The sequence below is a fragment of the Bombella pluederhausensis genome (assembly GCF_026385525.1).
Taxonomy (GTDB): domain Bacteria; phylum Pseudomonadota; class Alphaproteobacteria; order Acetobacterales; family Acetobacteraceae; genus Bombella; species Bombella pluederhausensis.
Genome location: NZ_JANIDY010000003.1, coordinates 26,058 through 47,288 on the forward strand (window position 1 = coordinate 26,058; position 21,231 = coordinate 47,288).

A 21,231-nucleotide genomic window follows, 5' to 3' on the forward strand; every position below is an offset into this window, starting at 1 on the left:
ATGTCTGATCAGGAAACCCTTATTTCCGTCCGTGACCTGCAACTGTCCTTTGGGCCGAAGATTATTCAGCAGAAAGTCTCTTTCGACCTGAAAAAAGGCTCCATTTTTGCCGTCATGGGTGGGTCAGGCTGCGGCAAAAGCACCCTGCTGAGGAGCATTGTCGGACTTCTCCGCCCAACAGAAGGGCAGATCATGGTCGGCGGTGACGATTATTGGGCACAGGATGATGCCCGCCGTACGGCCATCAACCGCCGCTATGGTGTGCTGTTCCAGAATGGTGCTCTGTGGAGCTCCATGACCGTAGGGGAGAATGTTGCTCTCCCGCTGGAAATGTTCACAGACCTTAAGCCGGATGCCATTGAACAGCTTGTCCGGCTGAAGCTCGGCCTTGTAGGCATGGAACACGCTATTGATCTTTTCCCGTTCGAGATTTCAGGGGGAATGCGCAAACGTGCGGGGCTTGCACGAGCCATCGCTCTGGAGCCGGACATCCTGTTTTTTGATGAACCCTCCGCAGGGCTGGACCCCATCACCTCCGCCCGGCTGGATGATCTGATCCTCACTCTGCGTGATGGCCTTGGTGCAACGATCGTGATCGTCAGCCATGAGCTCCCCAGCCTGTTCACCATCGCTGATGATGGCATCTTTCTGGATGCCGTCACCCACAGGCCCATTGCTCATGGCTCCCCCCGTGAGCTGCATGATAACTGTACCATCCCGGAGGTGACCGCCTTCATGCACCGCTCTGCCTCCATCCCTTCCCAGACAGAACAGAAGGCCGAACAGCATGTCTGAAAACACAAACAGGAAAACCCAGATCGGCGCCTTTGTCGTCCTTGGGGGCGTGCTGCTGGTGTTCGTCATCATGGCCTTTGGCCATATGCGCCTCTTTTCATCCTCCAAAGAGGTGGTTGCCGTCTTCCAGAACTCCATTTCTGGCCTTTCGGTAGGGGCGCCCGTCAATTTCCGTGGCGTGAAGGTAGGCTCTGTCAAAAGCATCACCCTGCATTTCGACCCCAAGGACAGGAAAGCCTATATCCCTGTCGTTATCACGCTGGAATCGGGGCAGATGCATGTCGTTCATGATGTGATCGGCGAGAAACAGATCAATCTTCAGGACATGATCAATAACGGTCTGCGGGCTGGCCTGAATCTCCAGAGCCTTGTCACTGGTCAGTCCGACATTGAACTCGACTTCGACAAATCAGTCCCTGCTGTCCTGCATCCACGCATCACCTCCCTGCCGGAGGTCCCTGTCCGTCTTTCCACCATGGAAAAACTGAAAAACACGCTGGAGCAGATCCCCATTAAGGATATCAGCCAGCATGCTGACACCGCTCTGCTCTCCATCACATCACTCAGTGATGAGCTGCGCCATCAGCTTCCGGGCCTCATTGCCAGCGTGAAGACAACATCTGATCGTTCACAGGAAACCGTGGAAGCCGCCACTGTTGCCATCAAGGACCTTCAGGCACGGCTGGATGTAACATTACTGAAAATGGACAAGCTGCTTGATACAGGCACCAACCAGCTAGATGCCCGTGGCAAGGACCTGCATGTAACACTGTCCACCGCTACGAAGACGCTGGATTCCCTTCAGGATATCCTTTCAGCCCGCTCCGTGGATCGTGCCAATCTGGACGCTGCCCTGCGTGACATCGCCGCTACGGCTTCCTCTCTCCGTGGCTTCGCCAGCGATGTGGAGCGTAATCCGCAACTTCTGCTTATGGGACGCCGCCCGTGATGTTCTCTCTCCGCCGTACTGCTCTGGCCCTTCTTGGAAGCTGCACTCTGCTGGCAGGGTGTGCTTCCCCGCAGCTTCATGTTTATACACTCGGGATTCCCGTCCACTCCGAGACCAAGTCATTTCAGGTAAAGCCTGATACGACTGTTGTGCAGATCAGCCGGGTCATCATGCCGGATTATCTGGACTGTCAGGACATCATTACCCGTAATGGTGAGGAACTCCGCCGCAGCTCCAACTCACGATGGGCATCCCGCCTCTCTCTTGGTGTGACAGACCTCATCACAAACGAAGTAGCTGCCACGCAGCATAATGCGCTCTTTACAGACCAGCCTCTGATTAAAGCAGCGGACATGCAGGTCGTGATCGCTATCTCCCAGTTTGATGTGGATGTGAGCGGTCATGCTGTCCTGAATGCACATTGGGCCATTGCACCACGTGACCGCCACAAGCCCATCATCCGCAATATCGTCCATCTCTCAGCCACAGGTCCGGTCAAAACGGATGCTGATACGGCAGCCTTGATGCGTAACCTCGTCATGCAGCTGGCTACTCATATTTCCAGCTCCATTCCGGTGGCTCCGTAAGTCCCGGGATTATCCTGCATGCTTCCCTTCATACGGAAGCCATGCAGGATAGACGATCTCCCTCTCATAACGGGTGAGATCACGTACGATACTGAAAAGAAGCACGGTACTGGACAGGGCTAAGACCCAGCTTCTTCCGAAAAACAGCCCTCATCTGTGCCGGGCTGTTAAAACCACAGTCAAAAGCGATAGCCTTAACGGCAAGATCTGTTGCCTCCAGCAAGTTGCGGGCACGATCGATACGAATAGCCTCTACATAATCATGCGGCGTACATCCCATCTCTTTCATGAACAGGCGGGACAGGCTGCGTACGCTAAGGCCTGCAATCGTAGCAAGGCGCCTCACAGGAAATGCCTCGTTCAAGTGGGCTGTAACATGGGCCTGTATGCTACTAAGGGGCGTTTCGTAAGCTGCTCCCGACATAAGAAGCGGGCTAAACTGTGACTGGCCTCCTTGCCGCTGTGCAACAACCACCAGCTGCTTCGCACAGGCCAATGCAATAGCTGGACCGTGATCTTCTTTTACCAAGGCAAGAGCCAGATCAATCCCGGCCGTTACCCCCGCGGATGTCACCAGCCGCCCATCCCGAGCATAGATTCGGTCTGGCTGTACATCCGCTTTAGGGAAAAGCTGCGCCAACTGCCCAGCATGACGCCAATGGGTTGTAACGATGCGCCCATCCAGCAGGCCAGCATGTCCTACCGTAAAAGCCCCCGTACAAATGGCACCATAACGTATGGCCCTGCCACAAGCAGCCTGCAACCAAGCTGAAATCACTTGATCTTCAACGCCATCCGGCAAGCACGGGCCGCCAGCGACAAGCACCGTATGAAACGGGTCCGAGGCTTGTTCAAATGTCATATGAGCCAAAAACAATAGGCCGTTTGAAGCACGTACGGGGGCTGAATGATGTCCTATCAAAGAGCACTCGTAATGCTCACATGCAGGCAGATGAGCATTTGCTTCAGCAAACACATCCAGCGGACCGACAGCATCCAATGCCTGCACGCCTTCCTGAATGACGAGCGCCACTTTTCTGCGAACCACAGGCTTCTATTCCCCCTCAGATACCAGACCTCATATCCAACGGCAGAATACCGTGCCTATCTGGCCATTTTCCAACGCTATTCCTGATTGCCGCCTCACCCGGTTTACGCCGATAAAATAGATATGCCGACACCCCGAAGTCATCACATATGCAATGAAGGGCCGCTATCATGACAGTCACTTTACCCCCTGCCATTTCAGGCATAAACATTCCTGATACCGCTCTGACACGGGCTATTACAGAATATATCCGTGATATAGAAACAGAACTTCTTTTCAATCATTCAAGCCGTGTCTATTTCTTTGCTGCTCTTGCTGGTCAAAACCGTGGCCTGAGCTTTAATGCTGAGCTGCTATATGCTGCCACCATGTTTCATGACATCGGGCTCATGCCATCACACAGCAGCCCTAATCTCCGTTTTGAAGTAGATGGAGCCAATGCCGCCCTGGCTTTTCTGCAAAGCTACCACATTGACCCTTCCGACATAGAAAAAGTATGGACTGGCATCGCCCTGCACACCACACCGGGCATTCCGCAGTTCATGCATCCCATCATCGCCCTGACTACGGCAGGCGTTGAAATGGATGTGCTGGGCCTATCCTATAAAGATTATCCGGATAACATTCGAGAAGCCGTTGTCGCTGCCTTCCCCCGCACTCCGGCCTTCAAAGAAGACATCATCCAGAGTTTTTATGACGGCATCAAACACAAGCCTGAAACGACCTTTGGTAACGTCAAGGCTGATGTCCTCGCCGATAAGGACCCGCATTTCCACAGAGGCAACTTCTGCTCTATCATCCGCTGCTCCCACTGGGCAGGATAAATGCAAAATACCGCTGATGCTGAGCAGCTCAGCAAGCAACAGGGGCAAGTCTATTTTCCAGAAATATCGTGGTGGAGCTAAGGGGAGTCGAACCCCTGGCCTCCTCATTGCGAACGAGGCGCTCTCCCAACTGAGCTATAGCCCCACGATCCGTGACTTTCAGAACATCATGCACGACAGGTACTGTCAAGATTACCGGGCCTGATGCAATTGACCTCGCCAGTCGTGCAGAACATTGTTACATCTGTCGCACTGCATCCTCACACACTATCAGGAAGGGGCCCTGCCTGTGCATGCTGCGCTCATCTATCTCCAAGCCACAAACCTGCTTCTGGTGGTTCTGGATGTCTATACCTGGATCATCCTTGCCTACTGTCTTGCCAGCATGGCCATCAGCTTTGGTGTCATAGACCCACATTCCAACCGCTTCATGGGTAGTCTGTTTGAAATGCTGGCCAGATTGGTAGAACCCGTGCTTCAGCCAATCCGCAACATTCTGCCCCCCACGGGCATGATGGATTTTGCCCCACTCATTCTATTGCTTGCCATACAATATGGCGTTCCCTTTATTCTCAAGAGCATTTTCACACTCTTTTTTCTGCCGCAGGGCTGATACGAAAACACCCCATTCTGAGACCAGAATGGGGTGTTTCTTTTTTGATCTGTGCCGTTCGATCAGAACACGGCAAACACAGCAGCCTGAGGCGAAATAGAGCGGGACGTATTATGCCCTGCCACAGGTAAGATCACACCAACAATCCCACCAACGCTTGATGTCCAGTTATATTCAATACCGGGACCGACATTAAAGGCACCGGACCAACCTGTCCGAGAGTGGATATACTGCTTCGTATAACGGTTATACCCATTAACAGAGTTAGACGTGGACCATGTGTGATACAGGTCCAACGCAAAGACCCATTTCTTGGTGATACCCAGCTCCACAGACCCACCATCGTTCCCGTAAGGGCCGGCATGTCCCCGACCAACGAAGCCTTTTTCTGTTCCGTAGCTGGTGATATTCCGTAGCTTGGTGCTTGCCACAGGGTGCCGCACCTGCGCCCAAAGACGGACACGCATGGCATGTTTGAAGAACGGCAAAGCAAACTGACTATGCACACCATAACGCAGCGCCCACACACCCTGACCAACACCTTCTGAAGCATTGGAAAGATTCTTATAGTCACCTGTTGGTGTATTCACACCGAAATACAACGTGATGGACGGCGTATAATGGGGTGTCAGACGGTACTGGAACTCTACCGGGAGGTCATTGAATTTCAGGCCGGAATGTTTGGTGTGGTTCCCCCAGCTATAGCTGTATGTCGGCAGCAGATAGATGGAAAGATGATCAGTGATACCATATTTCGCCAGTGAGAACTGGGAGATGGAATGCTGTCCCCCTGCCCCTTTACGTGTATTGAGATGACCGTTGGAGTCAAACGCACCAGCCGGCAGTCCAGCAGCCACATACGGCTCCACCGCAATCATACCCGGCGTAGGCAAAGCTGGTGATGGAGAGTAGAGGGACCCCGTATACCACTGTTCTGGCAGCGGTTTGTGAGCCGGTTTTTCAGCGGCGGCAGGAGCAGACTGTGCCTGCACTGCCTTGTTCTGGGTCGCTGCCACAGTAGAAGTACCACTGGTCGGCGGTGTTTTCTTATCTGTTTTCTTTACAGATTTACCATCCGTCCCGACACTGGCGTTAGCAGCAATAGCGGCATCCGCGGCGTATAATTGTGCGGAGGCACCATAAGTACCCACAAAAAGGCTGGACAGAAGGGCTGCGTAACGCACGGACTTCTTCATCACGGTGAACCATCTCAATTGCTGCGATAAAAAAATATTACGACAGCAAAAAGATATTTTGCAATAGCGAAACGAAAAATTATTTATATCTGAAACATATTCCATTTGTTTTATCTATCCGTCAGCCCCTCTGGACAGACAAAACAATCAGCCCGTTTTGAATGATTTTTCAGGAGGTTGTGCCACCAACCGTCAACCCGCTGACCTTCAACATAGGCTGCCCAACACCCACAGGCACACCCTGCCCAGCCTTGCCGCACGTCCCTATGCCGGGGTCCATCTCCATAGTGGGGCCGATCATGCTGATCTGCTCCATCACATCAGAACCGCTGCCGATCAGCGTTGCCCCCCTTACCGGAGAGGTGATCTTGCCATCTTCAATCAGATAGGCCTCGGAAGCAGCGAACACGAACTTGCCAGAGGTAATATCAACCTGCCCGCCACCAAAATTACGGGCATACAAGCCCTTCTTTGTAGAGCGGATCATCTCCTCCTCTGAGGACATTCCACCCGTCATGATGGTATTAGTCATGCGAGGCATCGGTGCATGAGCGTAAGACTGGCGGCGCCCATTCCCTGTTGGTGCCACAGAAGTCAGACGGGCATTCAGCCGGTCCTGCATATAGCCCCGCAAAATACCGTCCTCAATCAAGACCGTTCGATGTGTGGGCGTACCTTCATCATCCATGTTCAAAGAGCCACGGCGTTCCGGCAGGGTGCCATCATCCACCACCGTTACCCCCGGCGCTGCAATACGCTTGCCCACACAGCCAGAGAAAACAGATGTTCCCTTCCGGTTGAAATCACCTTCCAGACCATGGCCAACCGCTTCATGCAGCAGAATCCCTGGCCAGCCAGCCCCCAGCACAACCGGCATCTCCCCCGCTGGAGCCGCCACGGCCCCCAGATTCACCAGAGCCTGCCGCAATGCCTCTTGCGTCATGGCCTGCCAGCAGGAAGGGTCCATAAGACGAGACAGCGCATACCGTCCCCCCTGTCCGGCCCGACCACTCTCCCGCCGCCCGTCCTGCTCGACCACAACAGAAATATCGAGCCGTACCAGAGGGCGCACATCCACCAACGGGCCAGCCCGGTCTCCCTGAAGGAACGCAGGGCGCAGAATGCGCACGACCTGCCACTGTGTATTGAGCGTTGCATTCACCTGTACGACCCGGCTGTCCAGCCCACGGCCATAAGCGTCAATCTCGCCCAGAAGGGCCGCACGCTGAGCAAACTCACTTCCTGCTGCCGGATGTACAGCCCCATAAAGAGCAGAGCGGCTATCAGCCTCCTTCACATCTCCCACATGGCCATGAGGTATCTGGTCTGGTCTGAGCGCTGTGCGTTCTACACTGCCCAGCCCTTCCGCAGCCCGCCTGAGTGCTTCCATCCCCAGAAGGTCGGAATGAGCGAAAATAGTCTGGCTCCCCAGCACGCCCCGCAGCCCAAACCCGGAAGACCGATTAAAACCGGCATTCCTCAGCAGGCCATTCTCCAGCCCCAATGTTTCTTCTTCACGATATTCCAGAAACAGCTCGCCATCATCCATACCTGCCAGACTCTGGGAGAGCTGTTTGCTCACCTCATCGTGATTCCATGACAGAGCATCATGGAAAAACAGGGAATCAGAGATTTTTGTCAGGGACGATTCAGACATGACCACCAGATGGGCTTTCCGTACAGCAGAGGCTTGGAATTATAGAATAATGAGATCGTAAGTGTCTCATGAAATGAAGTTTATGAGCAAGCACTCGACAGATGGCCGATTGTCCCTTAATCGTTTTGGTATCAGTCCAAAAAATGCGAGGCATGCAGCCATGGCGAAAAAAGCAGTTTCCACTCCTTCCGCACAACGCCCTTCCCCTCAGAAAGCCGCCGTCCAGCGCGTTTTTGAGCTGATCGAAGAGCACGGCATTGAGTTTGTCGATCTCCGCTTCACCGACACAAAGGGCAAATGGCAGCACACAACCCAGACTGTCCGCACAATCGAGGACGACACCTTCACCGAAGGCTTCATGTTTGACGGCTCCTCCATCCAGGGATGGAAGGCTATCAACGAGTCTGACATGGTTCTCCTGCCAGACCCGGAAACTGCCGTGGTTGATCCTTTCTCCGCCCGCCCGCAGCTGATCCTCATCTGCGACATCATCGACCCCAAGACAGGCGGCTATTACAACCGTGACCCCCGTGCAACCGCCAAGCAGGCAGAAGCCTACCTGAAAAAGAGCGGTCTGGGTGACACGGCCTTCTTCGGCCCGGAAGCTGAGTTCTTCATTTTTGACAGCGTCCGCTTCGGCACGGGTGAGAATTACGGCACCTACCACCTCGACAGCATCGAGGGGCCGGAAGCTTCCATGAAGGAATATCCGGAAGGCAATATGGGCCACCGTCCGGCCCGTAAGGGTGGTTACTTCCCGGTCCCGCCGGTGGATAGCGAGCATGACCTGCGTGCCGAAATGCTTGCCACCATGGGCGAGATGGGCCTGCCAATTGAGAAGCACCATCACGAAGTGGCCCGCAGCCAGCATGAGCTGGGGACAGCATTCGCTACACTGGTGAAGTCTGCTGACTTCATGCAGATTTACAAATACTGCGTGCACAATGTTGCTCATTCCTACGGCAAGACAGCAACCTTCATGCCGAAGCCGATCTATGGCGATAACGGCACCGGGATGCATGTACATCAGTCCGTGTGGAAGAATGGTAAGCCGCTCTTTGCTGGCAAGCGCTATGCTGATCTCTCTGATGAAGCCCTGTATTACATCGGCGGTATCATCAAGCACGCCAAGGCGCTGAACGCCTTCACCAACCCATCCACAAACTCTTACAAGCGTCTGATCCCGGGCTTCGAAGCTCCGGTGCTGCTGGCTTACTCCTCTGCCAACCGTTCCGCTTCCTGTCGTATCCCGCATGCTACCAGCCCGAAGGCAAAGCGTGTTGAGGTCCGCTTCCCCGACCCGACAGCCAACCCTTACCTCGCCTTCAGCGCCATGCTGATGGCTGGTCTGGACGGTATCCGCAACAAGATCCATCCGGGCGAAGCCATGGACAAGGACCTGTACGAGCTGCCGCCGGAAGAACTGAACATGATCCCGACTGTCTGCGGCTCCCTGCGTGAAGCTCTGGAAGCCCTGAAGACCGATCATGCCTTCCTGCTGGAAGGGGATGTCTTCACCAAAGATCAGATCGAGAGCTACATCACGCTCAAGATGCAGGAGGTGTACCGCTTCGAGCACACACCGCATCCGGTTGAGTTCGAAATGTACTACTCCGTCTGATTTCCTACAGGAACTTTCCTGCCCTTCCGAGGGCAGGAGAGAGTTGTCAGCTTACAGAAAACCGCCTGTCTTTTATGAAAGACAGGCGGTTTTTCTTTATCGAACAGCCTCATGAAAAAGGGCCTCTCCCAGTAGGGAGAAGCCCTTTTCCTCACCCCTCAAAGAGAGGATGTTTTTTTAGTGTGTCGGCTTGGGCATACCACTCTCGGCAACATCCCACAGCCATGCAGCGCCACGCACGCCAGAGCTGTCACCATGACGGTTCTGGACGATCGGTGTCGTGCAAGGGGAGGTAATCACATAACGAGGCAGCAGCTTAGGCACACGCTCATAGATGCTGGGCAGGTTGGACACGCCACCACCAAGCACGATCACGTCAGGATCAAGGAAGTTGACAGCCTGTGCGCAGGCACGGGCGAAACGGTCCATATACAGGTCCAGCGCACGAATGGCAGCTTCATCGCCATTACGGGCGGCTTCCTCAATCCCGTTCGGGGAACGGTTACCTTCGCCCTTCCATTCAGCAGCCAGAGCCGGACCACAGAGGTAACGCTCCTGACAGCCCTCATTGCCACAGAAACATTTCCGCATGGGCATGTCTTCCGGCTTGGCCCATGGCAGCGGAATGTGCCCCCATTCACCAGCAATATGATGATGGCCGGACAGGACACGGGCATTTGCCACAATGCCACCGCCCATACCTGTCCCGATAATCACACCCAGAACAGTTGAATAACCCGCCCCAGCGCCATCAGCAGCTTCAGAGAGGGCGAAGCAGTTGGCATCATTCTCGACACGGATGGGGCGGCCGAGGCTCTCCTCCACATCACGCTTGAAGGGGTTGTTGTTCAGCCATGTCGCATTGGAGTTGCGGACAAGTCCTGTCTCAGGGGACAGAGAGCCGGGAATGCCAATGCCCAGCGTGGAGGTCAGCTGTGTGCCCGTAATACGGTGGGCCGGAACGCAGCCGATCTGATCCTCAGCCTTCAACACAAGGTCACGAATGGCCTCGATGGCCTTGTCATAAACACCCGGGTTTGGAATACGCTCACGCAGCACTTCCTTGCCGCCACGGTCCAGCGCAAGAATCTCAATTTTCGTGCCGCCAAAATCAATTCCCAGACGATAGTCAGCCATTGGTAGATTCTCCCTAATTTCGACTTAAGAGGCAGGCTGCAAGGGCTGCTGACGGATCACCTCCAGCACGGCACCATGTTCCTCGGCGTAGCTCGCCAGCTCCACAAAGTGATCGCTGGCCAGATGCGTCTCAAACCCGGCCTGACTGGCCCAGATTTCACTTACCGTGAAACGGCCCTTCTTTTCAGCATCACGGGAAATCTCGTAACGCTGGCAAGCTTCTTCCTTCAGCGAGTGGGCAGCACAGCTCTGCACCTTCTTTTCCAGCTGCGCCGCTTTCCCTTCTGGAATGGTAATCAGTGCCAGAATATGGATGGCTTCACTCATCTCGACTCTCCCCGTGCTTCCATGCTCAGCCGTCAATCATGGCTCACTGAGCAAAACAGGCCCCGGCAACAACACAGTCCCAGTAGGCCATCTGACGGGAAAAGCCACGGGATTTCTGTCTGCCTCCGCCTTACATGGTTGTGAGCCTCGACAAAAAACAGGGCCGTGTAAAGGCCCTACCTAGAAAACTTCCTTTCATGATTCATTTACCTAATTCGAAATCAAGATTTTTCAAAATGCGGCAAACAGCGACATTTGCATCAACAAATTCGTCCCAGCTATACTGCTCTGCATAATTCAGCTGATATTGTCGATCTACCCTACAAATATCTGGCCTAGTTTCGTAAATTAAACAACGCTTGCCTGTATCATCATAATACTGACAGCTCCCATCTCCTCGATCCAAATAACGTGTCTGTTCCGCCATATCTACATTTTGACAACACAGACCGCACTGAGTGCAGGGAAATTCTTTTGTCATCACAACAATGATGCCAACCAGTTTCGTGTACTTCCTAAATCTCCCATCTCAAATGGCAATTCGATACCACGCTCCCTAATTACTTTTTTGAGCACAAGGTTACGCTGAATTTCATCATTACAAACTTTCAGGTCCAATGTAAAAGCCTGCAACTCCTCTGCATCAAGATTAAACTCTAACAAACTTAATTCAATTAAATAACGATCCAGCTCTGCATTAACAGCTTGGAACTCCTTGACCGTTTCTACATGCGGCATAAATGAATTAATACACTTCCAAACCTTCCGAGCTATTTTACTGTACAGTAAGAAGTAGTTCAAACCTAATGTTAAAATCCCCGTGATAAATGTACTGGCAAATGCCGCTAACTCAGCACCAAATGGAAAGTTACATATTGGTAACAATTTAGCATATGCAACTGAACCAACCACCGTACCCACCCCTATAGACAACAAAGAGACTATCTTCTGGCAGAGCTCGGTAAAACTTAGCTGATCTGGATTGAAGACCATCAATTTAATAAATTCGATCAGCTGCCCCCATAATTCACGGATAATCTTTATCGCCATTTCATGAGTAGTAACAAAAATATTAAATAACGTTGTTGTCAGGCTTCCAAAGACACCTGCAAAAACACCATCCTTAAATACTTTCAGAAAATAGCTGAAACGCTCTTGTACGCGTTTCCATATCCCTTTGAGAGACTTATTAATGCTATTAATAAATGTCTCAAGCTTGAAGTTTTGTTTAAGTTCATTAAGTAATGCAGGTAGCTGTTCACGCAACTCGAACCAGATCTCTGCCAGAACAACTCCAAGCATCTGTCGGGTACCCATAGCTATCCCTGCCATACCAGCAGCCTTAGCTGTTTGATACAAAAACTTACTACTGGAATAGTATGTACGATTAATTTGCTGTTCATAAGCCCCCCGCGCTTCAGCATCACGCCTGCGCATGGCTTCAGAATCAACAGCTTTCAGTTCGGTAATCTTATTCTCGGTCTTACGAATCTTGTCTTCTAAGACACGAATCCGATGCTGGTGCTCAGGTGTTTCACGTTTCAGACCCGCCAAGCGCTCCCGATCTCTAACCAACGTAGATTCATGCGTAGTGATCAGATCCGGTAATCTCTGCAGATAATTATCAATAGAAGCCTGTTTCTTCGATTTATTAACACTTTCATGTGTAGACTGTAGATTGCTGCTTTGGTTGGCCAAGTCTACTCCACTTAGACCTGCCAGTTCACGCCCTGCATCATCATGAATTTCCTTAGCACTAATGACATGATCAAGATTGCGTTTTTCATTAACGCCCATCATGGTATTGCGGTACGGATCATACAAAGTTCCGCCTGTTTGACGGACTCCATCCTGCTGACCGGTACTTTTATAATTAGCATGCTCATGATAGGCCTTACTGCTGTAAGCCTCACGTTGATCGTAGCGTTTCCGTTCCGTGTCTGTGGCCCACACACCATTACGTACGTTATGTATGGTGTCTACTTCACCACCTTTCTGGTCTTTAAAGAGCAAGAAGTCCAAACCAAAGCTTGTTGCCAAGCTCTTTATTAAAGTCTTCTCAAGTTCCTTAGTCCAAGGAAAATCTTGTGCAGCAACAGACATGGCAACATCCGAAAAATAAGTAATGTACAAAACAACGTAAAGCTATCAAGGAGATCAAGTAGATTCTCTACGGGCAGCTTTTTCCTTAGCCTTATCAATTTCCTGATCCAAACGATCTTTATTAAGGATCATCGAACCATCTTCATCTGTCTCCATTATCGATACACCATTTTTATCCTTAACAACCTCACCATTAACATATTTGACCTTAAAAAGTGGCGTCGTAATCAAATCAACAAGAATGGCTGCCAAGGCATAACCATTTTGAATTGCATAAATGACAGTATCATTCACCTGAGCCAATTTGGCCTGTGCATTCTGTTTGGTTGATCCAGAGGTTTCGATCCAATCGGAAATCTCTTTAAGAACCTCAAAATATTTATCAAATTGTTCATAAATGGACTTCAATACAGAAAGAATATCAGAAGAATAACGTTTTATGTCACTAAGATTCTGTTGTGCTCTTTTTAGTTTTTCCACGGCGCTGTTGACTTCACTTTCTGCCTTACGCGCATTCTTCAGCGATTCCTCACCATGACTGTTATAAGCCCACCCCGCAATGGCCAGCACCGGACCCGCTACAGCAGCACCGAGAATTGCCGTGCCACCAGCCATACCCAAACCACCAGTAGCCAACGAACCACCACCAATAGCTGCTAATGTAGCATTAGTCGCAGCAACACCAGCTAAAGAAGATATAGCCGTACCAGTAGAGGCAGCACCCAGTGCCATTACACCTCCATATATAGCGAATCCTGTGGCAGCCCCGGTAACACCTGCTCCCGCTACAGTCCCCAGCACGCCAATGGCTGTATAACTGTAACTATCAACACTATTTAATTTATGCTTAGGAATGTTTATTTCCAATTTATCTTGTCGGCTAGCATTTAATTTATGCAATAACTTATCAGCCAGTATTTTAAATTCATTAAAACACTGTCCAATACGTAGTTCTTCCTTTCCTAACACTTCAAGAGCCGAAGTTGTGGCGGCCTCCTGTGCATCAAAGACTTCTCTATTTCGAGCATAGCGTTTTTTCGCACGATTAACGATATCATCAGCCTCTGAATGGCTCTGATAGCCATCATAGCCTTTCTTAACGCCATACGCCCCGGCAGCTAATGCTGCAGCACCAAGGATAAGAGGAAGTGGCACGATAAAATCCCATCATGAATTATTTAGAATCTTTTATGATTTAGACCTAATTCTATTTAAAAAGGCAATCTATAATTTACATCTATAAAAAGTGCTTTTAGATCCATTTTTCCTTTAATATGTAATTAACCTTTGCCTTGATATAATAAAAGTAAGAGATATAAAGAAAACACTCATCTATACGCTAATTATTTAACCTTCCCCATAAGTGTTAGTCAGATGTCAAACACCCGTATGTTCATTCTGGACAAAATTTATAAAAGCTCAGCGCTAAATGTAGAACACTCTATTTTCACCATTAGGGCATTACAAAAAAATTACTAGTATACCCCTTCTGGAGGCTCCTTAATGGAGCCTCCAGCTGTTCTCCCCAAAAAACAGCAACGCTTTCACAGAAATGTCCACAAAAGACAACCTGATACAGGATCAATGCCCTATCTGTGAAACGAATGGCAGGGCAGTAACTACAACCGTATGAGGCTGCCCGGCGGCATCAACAGCAAAAAGTCGTGTTCCTTCTGCCGCATGGGCAGGGGTCACGTACCCCATGGAAATCATGCACCGCAAAGTCGGGCTGAAACAGCCTGACGTGATACGGCCCACACGGTCGGTTCTGGCTTCATCTGAAAACAGCTCCACACCGCCCGCCAGAAGAACATCCCCTTCCGGCTTCAACCCGACACGTTGACGATAAATGCCGTGTTCGAGCTGCCCTTCAATCGTTTCAGCGCCGGGATACCCACCAGCACGCTCCCCACCAGGGCGGCGACATACCGCAATATTGCCAACCAAAGAGGCTTCCACCGGCGAAGTTGTCTTGTCGATATCCGCACCGTACAGACACAGCCCTGCTTCCAGCCGCAGGCTGTTACGTGCTTCCAGACCGGCAGGGGCAACATCCGGATGTTCCAGAAGACGGCGGGCAAATGCTTCCGCCGCATTAGCCGGTAGGCAGATGTCAAAACCATCCATCCCCGTATAGCCGAAGCGTGAAACGGTGATGATACCCCCCTCATGCTGAAGGTCGAAACTGTCACGGTACCGCATACCCGTGATGAGTGATGCATCCAGTATCTGAGACAGTACGGCTGCCGCTGCCGGCCCCTGAAGGGCGATCATGGCCCGGTCGAACTCCCGCACCAGCCTGCACTCATCACCCAGTGCATTCTCAATGTAATCAGCGTTGGCTTCCCGGTTTTTGCCATTCAGTATCAGCAGGAAATCCCCTTCCTGCCGTGAAATAGCCAGATCATCCCGGATGCCCCCCTGATCGGTCGTCAGCAGGGCATAACGTATCCTGTTTTTTTCCAGCCCCATGACATCCACAGGCATCAAGGTCTCAAGTGCCTCAGCCACGGCAGTCATGTTGCCATCCTTAGCCCGGACACGCACCTGCCCCAGATGGGAAATATCAAACAGACCGGCCTGCTTGCGGGTATGCAGATGCTCTACCTCCATACCAGAAGGATAATGTGCGGGCAGTTCGTAGCCGTCATATCCTCCCATCTGGGCATTCAGTTCTTTATGAAGTGCCTGAAGGGGGCTGGGCTGTAAGATCTCATCCGTCATTCTGTTTTCATCCTGCCTGTACAGGGGGGAAACGGACACTCTGCCAGCTTCATCCCCCTCTGACAATCCGGGCCTGCAAAGCGCCGGGAAAGGGTCATCAGCCTTCAGACTCAAGGGCCTTCAGAACATCCGGCTTCATGCTCACACTCTGCGCCTGTGTCGGAAACGACCCTTCCTCAACCTGCCGCACATAATGGGATAGTGCTCCCACCATCTGCTCCCCAATCTCGGCAAAACGATGGGCATGGCGAGGAGATTTACCTTCAAAAAGACCTAGCACATCATGCCAGACCTGCACCTGCCCGTCACAACCCGGCCCGGCACCAATCCCAATGGTCGGGATAGCCACTGATTTTGAAACACGCTCCGCCAGCTCCGCAGGAATAACCTCCAGCACAATGCCGAACGCCCCGGCTTCTTCCAGCGCACGAGCATCATCCAGCAGCTTGCGGGCAGCTTCCACCTGCTTGGCCTGTGCCCGCAGGCCGATCTGATGCTGTGCCTGCGGTGTCAGACCCAGATGCCCCATGACAGGCACACCCATCTCCGTCAGGCGGCGGACAATCGGGGCAATCTCCCGGCCACCTTCCAGCTTCAGAGCCTGCCCACCACCTTCCTGCATCACACGCCGGGCGGCATTCACCGCATCCTGCTCGGTCGCATAGGAAAGGAAAGGCAGGTCCACCACGATGAGCGCCTTATGACTGCCACGCCGGACCATCTGGGCGTGATAGATCATGTCCTCCACACGCACGGGCAGGGTCGTGTCCTGCCCTTGCATGACCATGCCCAGAGAATCCCCCACCAGAATGACCGGCACGCCCGCCTGTTCGGCAATCAGGGCCGAGGCGTAATCATAGACCGTGAGCATGGCGATCCGCCGGCCCTCATCCTTCATTTTCTGAAAGTCTGCGATTGTTGTCCGGCGCATGATGGGGTTCCTTCTCTATGACCTCACGAACGAGGGAGGTTCTGGGCGATATAAGGAGGCAGGCTGAAAGAGGCAACATGCACCTCTGGCGTCCAATACTGGCAGCTTCCCTCGATATTCCCTTCTCTGGCACGGCGGGCCAGTTCAGTCACATCCAGCTTATGCGGCGGCGTGCCCTTCTTGGCCATACCCAACGTCATGAAACCACCGACATAAGTCGGCACGGCTGCCAGATAGGCCGTGACATGGGGGAAGAACTTGGCACGGCGGGCCGTTGTCTCCCGCAGCTCATCCGCCTGCTGGAAAGGAACACCGCACTGATTGACGATAATCCCTTCATCCGAAAGGATACGGGCGCAATTCTTATAGAAATCATCCGTAAAGAGAACATCACCCACGCCGATCGGGTCCGTACTGTCCACGATGATGACATCAAAAGACGCATCACCAGCCTTTTTGACGTAATCGATCCCGTCCCCAACGATGACCTCAGCCCGTGGGTCATCCCACGCATCCTTACCGAACATGGGCAGATGCTGCTTGGAGAGTTCGATCACATCGCCATCAATCTCCACCATAACAGCCTTTTCGACCGTCTTATGCTGGAGGACACGGCGCAGCACACCGCCATCACCAGCCCCGATGATAAGGACACGCTGGGGCTTCGGGTGCATGAAAAGCGGCACATGGGCCAGCATTTCCTGATAGATGAACTCGTCCCGTTCCGTGATCTGCACAATGCCATCCAGCACCAGCACACGCCCGTGGCTGCTGCTCTCGAAAATGCGGATATCCTGAAACGGTGATTTTTTGTGGACCAGCTCTTTCACCACTTTGAAGCGCTGACCCCAATCGGGATAAAGGGCCTCGTTAAACCAGGTCCCGGAAGACGTGCCAGAAGTCATGGCGGCATCCTTTCTTCTTCATGGAACTACGCCTGCCGCCCACCATGGACGGGTACGGCATGAGACGCAGCCCCCTACCCCCGCTCCCTCACCCAGCATGAAAGCTGACCAGCGAACAGGAACATTCATGGAATCTATTGGAAATAAGGGAGAAAACCCGGTCTTTCCCGATCCAGCTTACCGGCCCGTATGTCGTGTCGAACTGACACGCCCACGCTTGAAGGCATCAATCTCCACGCGCCCAGCCTGAAACAGCTCCTGCATGACAGGAACGGACAGATTGGGATCGCACACACCGCACATGAAGATATCAACGGCAGCGAAATGACGCTCAGGCCATGTATGGATGGAAATATGGCTCTCGGCCAGAACCAGCACACCAGATACACCGCCATTTGGTGTAAAATGGTGGAAATGACCATGAAGAATGGTTGCCCCGGCTGCCTCGGCAGCACGCCTCAGAGTGGCGTCGATCTGATCGGGGTTATCCAGATTTCTGGCGTTCCAGAAATCTATGAGCAGATGGTTCCCTGCGTAGGTAATACCATCACGCTTGATGAAAAAGTCCTTACAGTCTTCAAAAACTGTATCGATTGCTTCTGTGTTCTGGATATCTCTCGGAAGGTCCGATTCCATCCCCAGTCGAGCAAGTGCGTCCATAACGTACCCCTGAACCAGTAGATTGCCGCATCCTCACCCAATGAAGGAGCGGAAGGCTTGACCTCTAGGGGAATATAACGCTTAACGCAACTCTATTCTGCTCCCTCATGGGTAAATTGCCCAAATGAAGCCACAAATAAAAAATGGGGAGGAAAATCCTCCCCATTCGTAAAAGCCATTTATTGGCTCTTAGTTGCGGGTCTTATCGACCAGCTTGTTCTTGGCGATCCACGGCATCATTTCACGCAGCTTTGCACCAACCTTTTCAATCTGGTGCTGCTCGTCACGGGCACGGGATGCCTTGAAGCCCACATTACCGGACTGGTTTTCCAGAATGAAGTTACGCACGAACGTACCGTTCTGAATATCCTTCAGAACCTCACGCATGGCATCCTTGGCAGCCGGGGTCACAACACGCGGACCGCTGACATATTCACCATATTCCGCCGTGTTGGAGATGGAGTAGTTGACGTTGGAGATGCCACCTTCATACAGCAGGTCCACGATCAGCTTCATCTCGTGCAGGCACTCGAAGTAGGCCATTTCCGGTGCATAACCAGCTTCCACCAGTGTCTCGAAACCAGCCTTGATCAGCTCGATCGTACCACCGCACAGCACGGCCTGCTCACCGAACAGGTCAGTTTCCACTTCCTCACGGAAGCTTGTCTCGATCACACCGGCACGGCCACCACCAACGGCGGACGCATAGGCCAGAGCCACATCCTTAGCCTGACCGGATGCATCCTGATGCACGGCCACCAGACAGGGAACACCACCGCCACGCTGATATTCAGAACGAACAGTATGGCCGGGGCCCTTCGGAGCGATCAGAAACACGTCCATATCCGGGGTCGGCTCAATCAGACGGAAATGGATGGCCAGACCGTGAGCAAACACCAGAGCCGCACCAGACTTCAGGTTCGGGGCCAGCTGTTCCTTGTACAGGGCAGCCTGACCTTCATCCGGTGTCAGGATCATCACAACGTCGGCCCATGCGGCAGCCTCTGCCGGGGTCACGACACGGAAACCAGCAGCCTCAGCCTTGGCCTTCGCCTTGGACTCCGGACGCAGGGCAACCACGATATCCTTCACGCCGCTGTCACGCAGGTTATTGGCATGGGCATGGCCCTGACTGCCGTAACCGATAATGGCAACCTTCTTCTCGCAGATCAGGTTAATATCTGCATCACGATCATAATAAACACGCATGGCTTTCTTCCTTCCTCGCAACAGGTACAGGCCCCTCAATCATCCTGTACCGACAGGGAGTTACTCCCCAAATATGAAATACTCAATCCTGCCGTCCTCATCTGAAATATTATTGGACGGCTGGTAAAACTGTTACCCGAAAACTCAGACGAGGCGTTTGCCTTCTTCTGTAAGTTCTGCACCACCGAAGACACGATCCGGCCCCAGAAGCATCTGGTCATGACTGGCCCCGGACGGGATCATCGGGAAGCAGCATTCTTCCTGCTCCACATGCACATCCACCAGCACCGGACCCTCATGGGTCAGCATGGTGTTGATGGCGTCATCCAGCCCGCCCTTCGTTTCAACCCGCAGACCACGGATACCGAATGATTCAGCCAGCTTCACAAAGTCCGGCAGGGCTGCACTGTAGGACTGGGAGTAGCGGGACTCATGCACCAGCTCCTGCCACTGCCGCACCATGCCCATATACTGGTTGTTCAGGATGAAAATCTTCACCGGCAGGCGATACTGCGCAATGGTGCCCAGCTCCTGAATATTCATCAGGGTGGAGGCCTCACCGGCAATATCAATCACCAGCCCCTCAGGATGAGCGATCTGAGCCCCCACAGCGGCAGGCAGGCCATAACCCATGGTCCCCAGACCACCAGAGGTCAGCCAGTGATTAGGCTCATCGAAACCGAAATGCTGGGCAGCCCACATCTGATGCTGCCCGACCTCGGTGGATACGAAGCAGTCCCGCTTGCTGGCCTTTACGGCCTCATACAGGCAGCTAATGGCATATTGCGGCTTGATAATGGCCGTATCAGCCTCATCCTGCTCAAAGCCGAACCCTTTGACGGCGCGCCACTGCTCAATCTCCTGCCACCAGCCGGACAGGTCCGGGGCCGTTTCATCGCCCCAACCTTCCAGCAGGGCTTTCAGCGTGGCCTTGAGGTCACCCTGAAGGGCAACATCAACCTTCACGATCTTGCCGAACTCACGAGGATCGATATCCGCCTGAATCTTGAAGGAATGAGGTGAGAACCCGTCAACACGACCCGTCACCCGGTCATCAAACCGGGCGCCCAGAGCGATCAGCACATCGCAGTCATGGGCGGCCATGTTGGCTTCCACAGAGCCATGCATCCCCAGCATCCCCAAAAAATGGTCGCTGGAAGACGGATAGGCGCCCAGCCCCATCAGGGTGGATGTCACGGGAAAGCCCGTCTTCTCTGCCAGTGTCCGCAGCAGCTTTGCCGCTTCCGGCCCTGCATTGATGACACCGCCACCAATATAGAACAGCGGCTTGCGGGCCTTCTTCATGGCCTCTACAGCACGGCTGACAGCCTGTGCATCCAGAGAAGCCTCCGCCTTTTTCTCCTCCGTCTTTGCCGGACGGGGCGACAGCGGCGCTTCAGAAACTGTAATGTTCTTGGGCAGGTCCACCAGAACCGGGCCGGGACGACCGGACCGGGCCAGAGCGAACGCTTCCCGCAATGTTGGTGCCAGAGCCCCGGCCTCACGCACCTGAACGCTGTTCTTGGTCGCCGGACGGGTGATGCTCACCATATCCGCTTCCTGAAACGCATCCTTGCCGATCAGCGGCACGGGCACCTGACCTGCCAGACAGACCAGCGGGATGGAATCCATCTTCGCATCCATCAGGCCCGTCACGGCATTGGTTGCACCGGGACCGGATGTCACCAACACCACGCCAACCTTGCCGGTAGAACGGGCATAGGCCTCTGCCGCATGGGTTGCGGCCTGCTCGTGCCGGACCAGAATGTGACGGATCCTCTTCTGCTGAAACAGGGCGTCATAAATGGGAAGGACTGCGCCACCGGGATAGCCGAAAATGACGTCCACGCCTTCTTCTTCAAGAACACGTAGAACGACTTCAGCACCTGTTGCCATCATGCGGGCTGTCTCGCTGGCGGGCATGGCGTATTCCTTCTGCCGGTTA

At 53.0% G+C, this 21,231-nt stretch carries 20 protein-coding genes and 1 tRNA gene; 6 read left to right on the forward strand and 15 right to left on the reverse strand.

Annotated elements, in window-relative coordinates; translation table 11 throughout:
- From NQF86_RS06530 to NQF86_RS06540, 3 genes are read left to right on the forward strand one after another with little or no spacing between them, the layout of a single operon-like run.
- Positions 1-795, forward strand: a complete 795-nt coding sequence (locus tag NQF86_RS06530; RefSeq protein WP_407652885.1) for an ABC transporter ATP-binding protein — start codon at positions 1-3, stop codon at positions 793-795.
- On the forward strand, positions 788-1,744 hold the full coding sequence (locus NQF86_RS06535) for an MlaD family protein (protein ID WP_266116835.1): 957 nt from the start codon (positions 788-790) through the stop codon (positions 1,742-1,744). Before NQF86_RS06530 ends, NQF86_RS06535 begins: the two co-directional genes overlap by 8 nt.
- Complete coding sequence (locus tag NQF86_RS06540) at positions 1,744-2,331, forward strand: PqiC family protein (RefSeq protein ID WP_266117043.1); 588 nt, start codon at positions 1,744-1,746, stop codon at positions 2,329-2,331. Before NQF86_RS06535 ends, NQF86_RS06540 begins: the two co-directional genes overlap by 1 nt.
- Before the next feature lie 79 nt (positions 2,332-2,410).
- Here NQF86_RS06540 and NQF86_RS06545 read toward each other — a convergent pair whose 3' ends face one another.
- Complete coding sequence (locus tag NQF86_RS06545) at positions 2,411-3,379, reverse strand: GlxA family transcriptional regulator (RefSeq protein WP_266116836.1); 969 nt, start codon at positions 3,377-3,379, stop codon at positions 2,411-2,413.
- Between the two features lie 170 nt (positions 3,380-3,549).
- Between NQF86_RS06545 and NQF86_RS06550 the strand changes: the two genes are divergently transcribed.
- Positions 3,550-4,203, forward strand: coding sequence for an HD domain-containing protein (locus NQF86_RS06550; protein ID WP_266116837.1), 654 nt, complete (start codon positions 3,550-3,552; stop codon positions 4,201-4,203).
- 69 nt (positions 4,204-4,272) lie between these two features.
- On the opposite strand, the gene NQF86_RS06555 is transcribed toward NQF86_RS06550, so the two are convergent.
- Positions 4,273-4,348 (reverse strand) — tRNA-Ala (locus NQF86_RS06555).
- Positions 4,349-4,438: 90 nt separating this feature from the next.
- Between NQF86_RS06555 and NQF86_RS06560 the strand changes: the two genes are divergently transcribed.
- Positions 4,439-4,816, forward strand: coding sequence for a YggT family protein (locus tag NQF86_RS06560; RefSeq protein WP_266116838.1), 378 nt, complete (start codon positions 4,439-4,441; stop codon positions 4,814-4,816).
- A 62-nt stretch (positions 4,817-4,878) separates the two neighbouring features.
- Here NQF86_RS06560 and NQF86_RS06565 read toward each other — a convergent pair whose 3' ends face one another.
- Together NQF86_RS06565 and tldD are read right to left on the reverse strand one after the other, a co-directional pair.
- Complete coding sequence (locus tag NQF86_RS06565; RefSeq protein ID WP_266117044.1) at positions 4,879-6,012, reverse strand: hypothetical protein; 1,134 nt, start codon at positions 6,010-6,012, stop codon at positions 4,879-4,881.
- Between the two features lie 169 nt (positions 6,013-6,181).
- Positions 6,182-7,669, reverse strand: a complete 1,488-nt coding sequence (gene tldD, locus NQF86_RS06570) for a metalloprotease TldD (RefSeq protein ID WP_266116839.1) — start codon at positions 7,667-7,669, stop codon at positions 6,182-6,184.
- A gap of 160 nt (positions 7,670-7,829) precedes the next feature.
- On the opposite strand from tldD, the gene glnA reads away from it, so the two are divergent.
- Positions 7,830-9,290 (forward strand): type I glutamate--ammonia ligase, encoded by a 1,461-nt coding sequence (glnA, locus tag NQF86_RS06575; protein WP_266116840.1) that lies wholly within the window; start codon positions 7,830-7,832, stop codon positions 9,288-9,290.
- A 177-nt stretch (positions 9,291-9,467) separates the two neighbouring features.
- Here the strand turns inward: glnA and NQF86_RS06580 are convergent, their stop codons facing one another.
- From NQF86_RS06580 to ilvB, 11 genes are all read right to left on the reverse strand, one after another.
- Positions 9,468-10,427 (reverse strand): ROK family protein, encoded by a 960-nt coding sequence (locus NQF86_RS06580; RefSeq protein ID WP_266116841.1) that lies wholly within the window; start codon positions 10,425-10,427, stop codon positions 9,468-9,470.
- Positions 10,428-10,451: 24 nt separating this feature from the next.
- Positions 10,452-10,754 (reverse strand): putative quinol monooxygenase, encoded by a 303-nt coding sequence (locus NQF86_RS06585; protein WP_266116843.1) that lies wholly within the window; start codon positions 10,752-10,754, stop codon positions 10,452-10,454.
- Positions 10,755-10,956: 202 nt separating this feature from the next.
- Complete coding sequence (locus NQF86_RS06590; protein ID WP_266116844.1) at positions 10,957-11,235, reverse strand: YkgJ family cysteine cluster protein; 279 nt, start codon at positions 11,233-11,235, stop codon at positions 10,957-10,959.
- Positions 11,235-12,857, reverse strand: a complete 1,623-nt coding sequence (locus NQF86_RS06595) for a hypothetical protein (protein WP_266116845.1) — start codon at positions 12,855-12,857, stop codon at positions 11,235-11,237. Before NQF86_RS06595 ends, NQF86_RS06590 begins: the two co-directional genes overlap by 1 nt.
- Before the next feature lie 54 nt (positions 12,858-12,911).
- Entirely contained in the window at positions 12,912-14,012 is a 1,101-nt protein-coding gene (locus tag NQF86_RS06600) for a chemotaxis protein (protein WP_266116846.1), read from the reverse strand.
- A gap of 426 nt (positions 14,013-14,438) precedes the next feature.
- Complete coding sequence (gene gcvT / locus NQF86_RS06605; RefSeq protein WP_266116847.1) at positions 14,439-15,581, reverse strand: glycine cleavage system aminomethyltransferase GcvT; 1,143 nt, start codon at positions 15,579-15,581, stop codon at positions 14,439-14,441.
- Between the two features lie 97 nt (positions 15,582-15,678).
- Positions 15,679-16,512, reverse strand: coding sequence for a 3-methyl-2-oxobutanoate hydroxymethyltransferase (gene panB, locus NQF86_RS06610; protein ID WP_266116848.1), 834 nt, complete (start codon positions 16,510-16,512; stop codon positions 15,679-15,681).
- Positions 16,513-16,535: 23 nt separating this feature from the next.
- Positions 16,536-17,417, reverse strand: a complete 882-nt coding sequence (speE, locus tag NQF86_RS06615; RefSeq protein ID WP_266116849.1) for a polyamine aminopropyltransferase — start codon at positions 17,415-17,417, stop codon at positions 16,536-16,538.
- 177 nt (positions 17,418-17,594) lie between these two features.
- Complete coding sequence (gene speD / locus NQF86_RS06620; RefSeq protein WP_266116850.1) at positions 17,595-18,077, reverse strand: adenosylmethionine decarboxylase; 483 nt, start codon at positions 18,075-18,077, stop codon at positions 17,595-17,597.
- Between the two features lie 189 nt (positions 18,078-18,266).
- Entirely contained in the window at positions 18,267-19,286 is a 1,020-nt protein-coding gene (gene ilvC, locus NQF86_RS06625) for a ketol-acid reductoisomerase (RefSeq protein ID WP_266116851.1), read from the reverse strand.
- 144 nt (positions 19,287-19,430) lie between these two features.
- On the reverse strand, positions 19,431-21,209 hold the full coding sequence (gene ilvB / locus NQF86_RS06630; protein ID WP_266116852.1) for a biosynthetic-type acetolactate synthase large subunit: 1,779 nt from the start codon (positions 21,207-21,209) through the stop codon (positions 19,431-19,433).
- Positions 21,210-21,231: the final 22 nt, after the last annotated feature.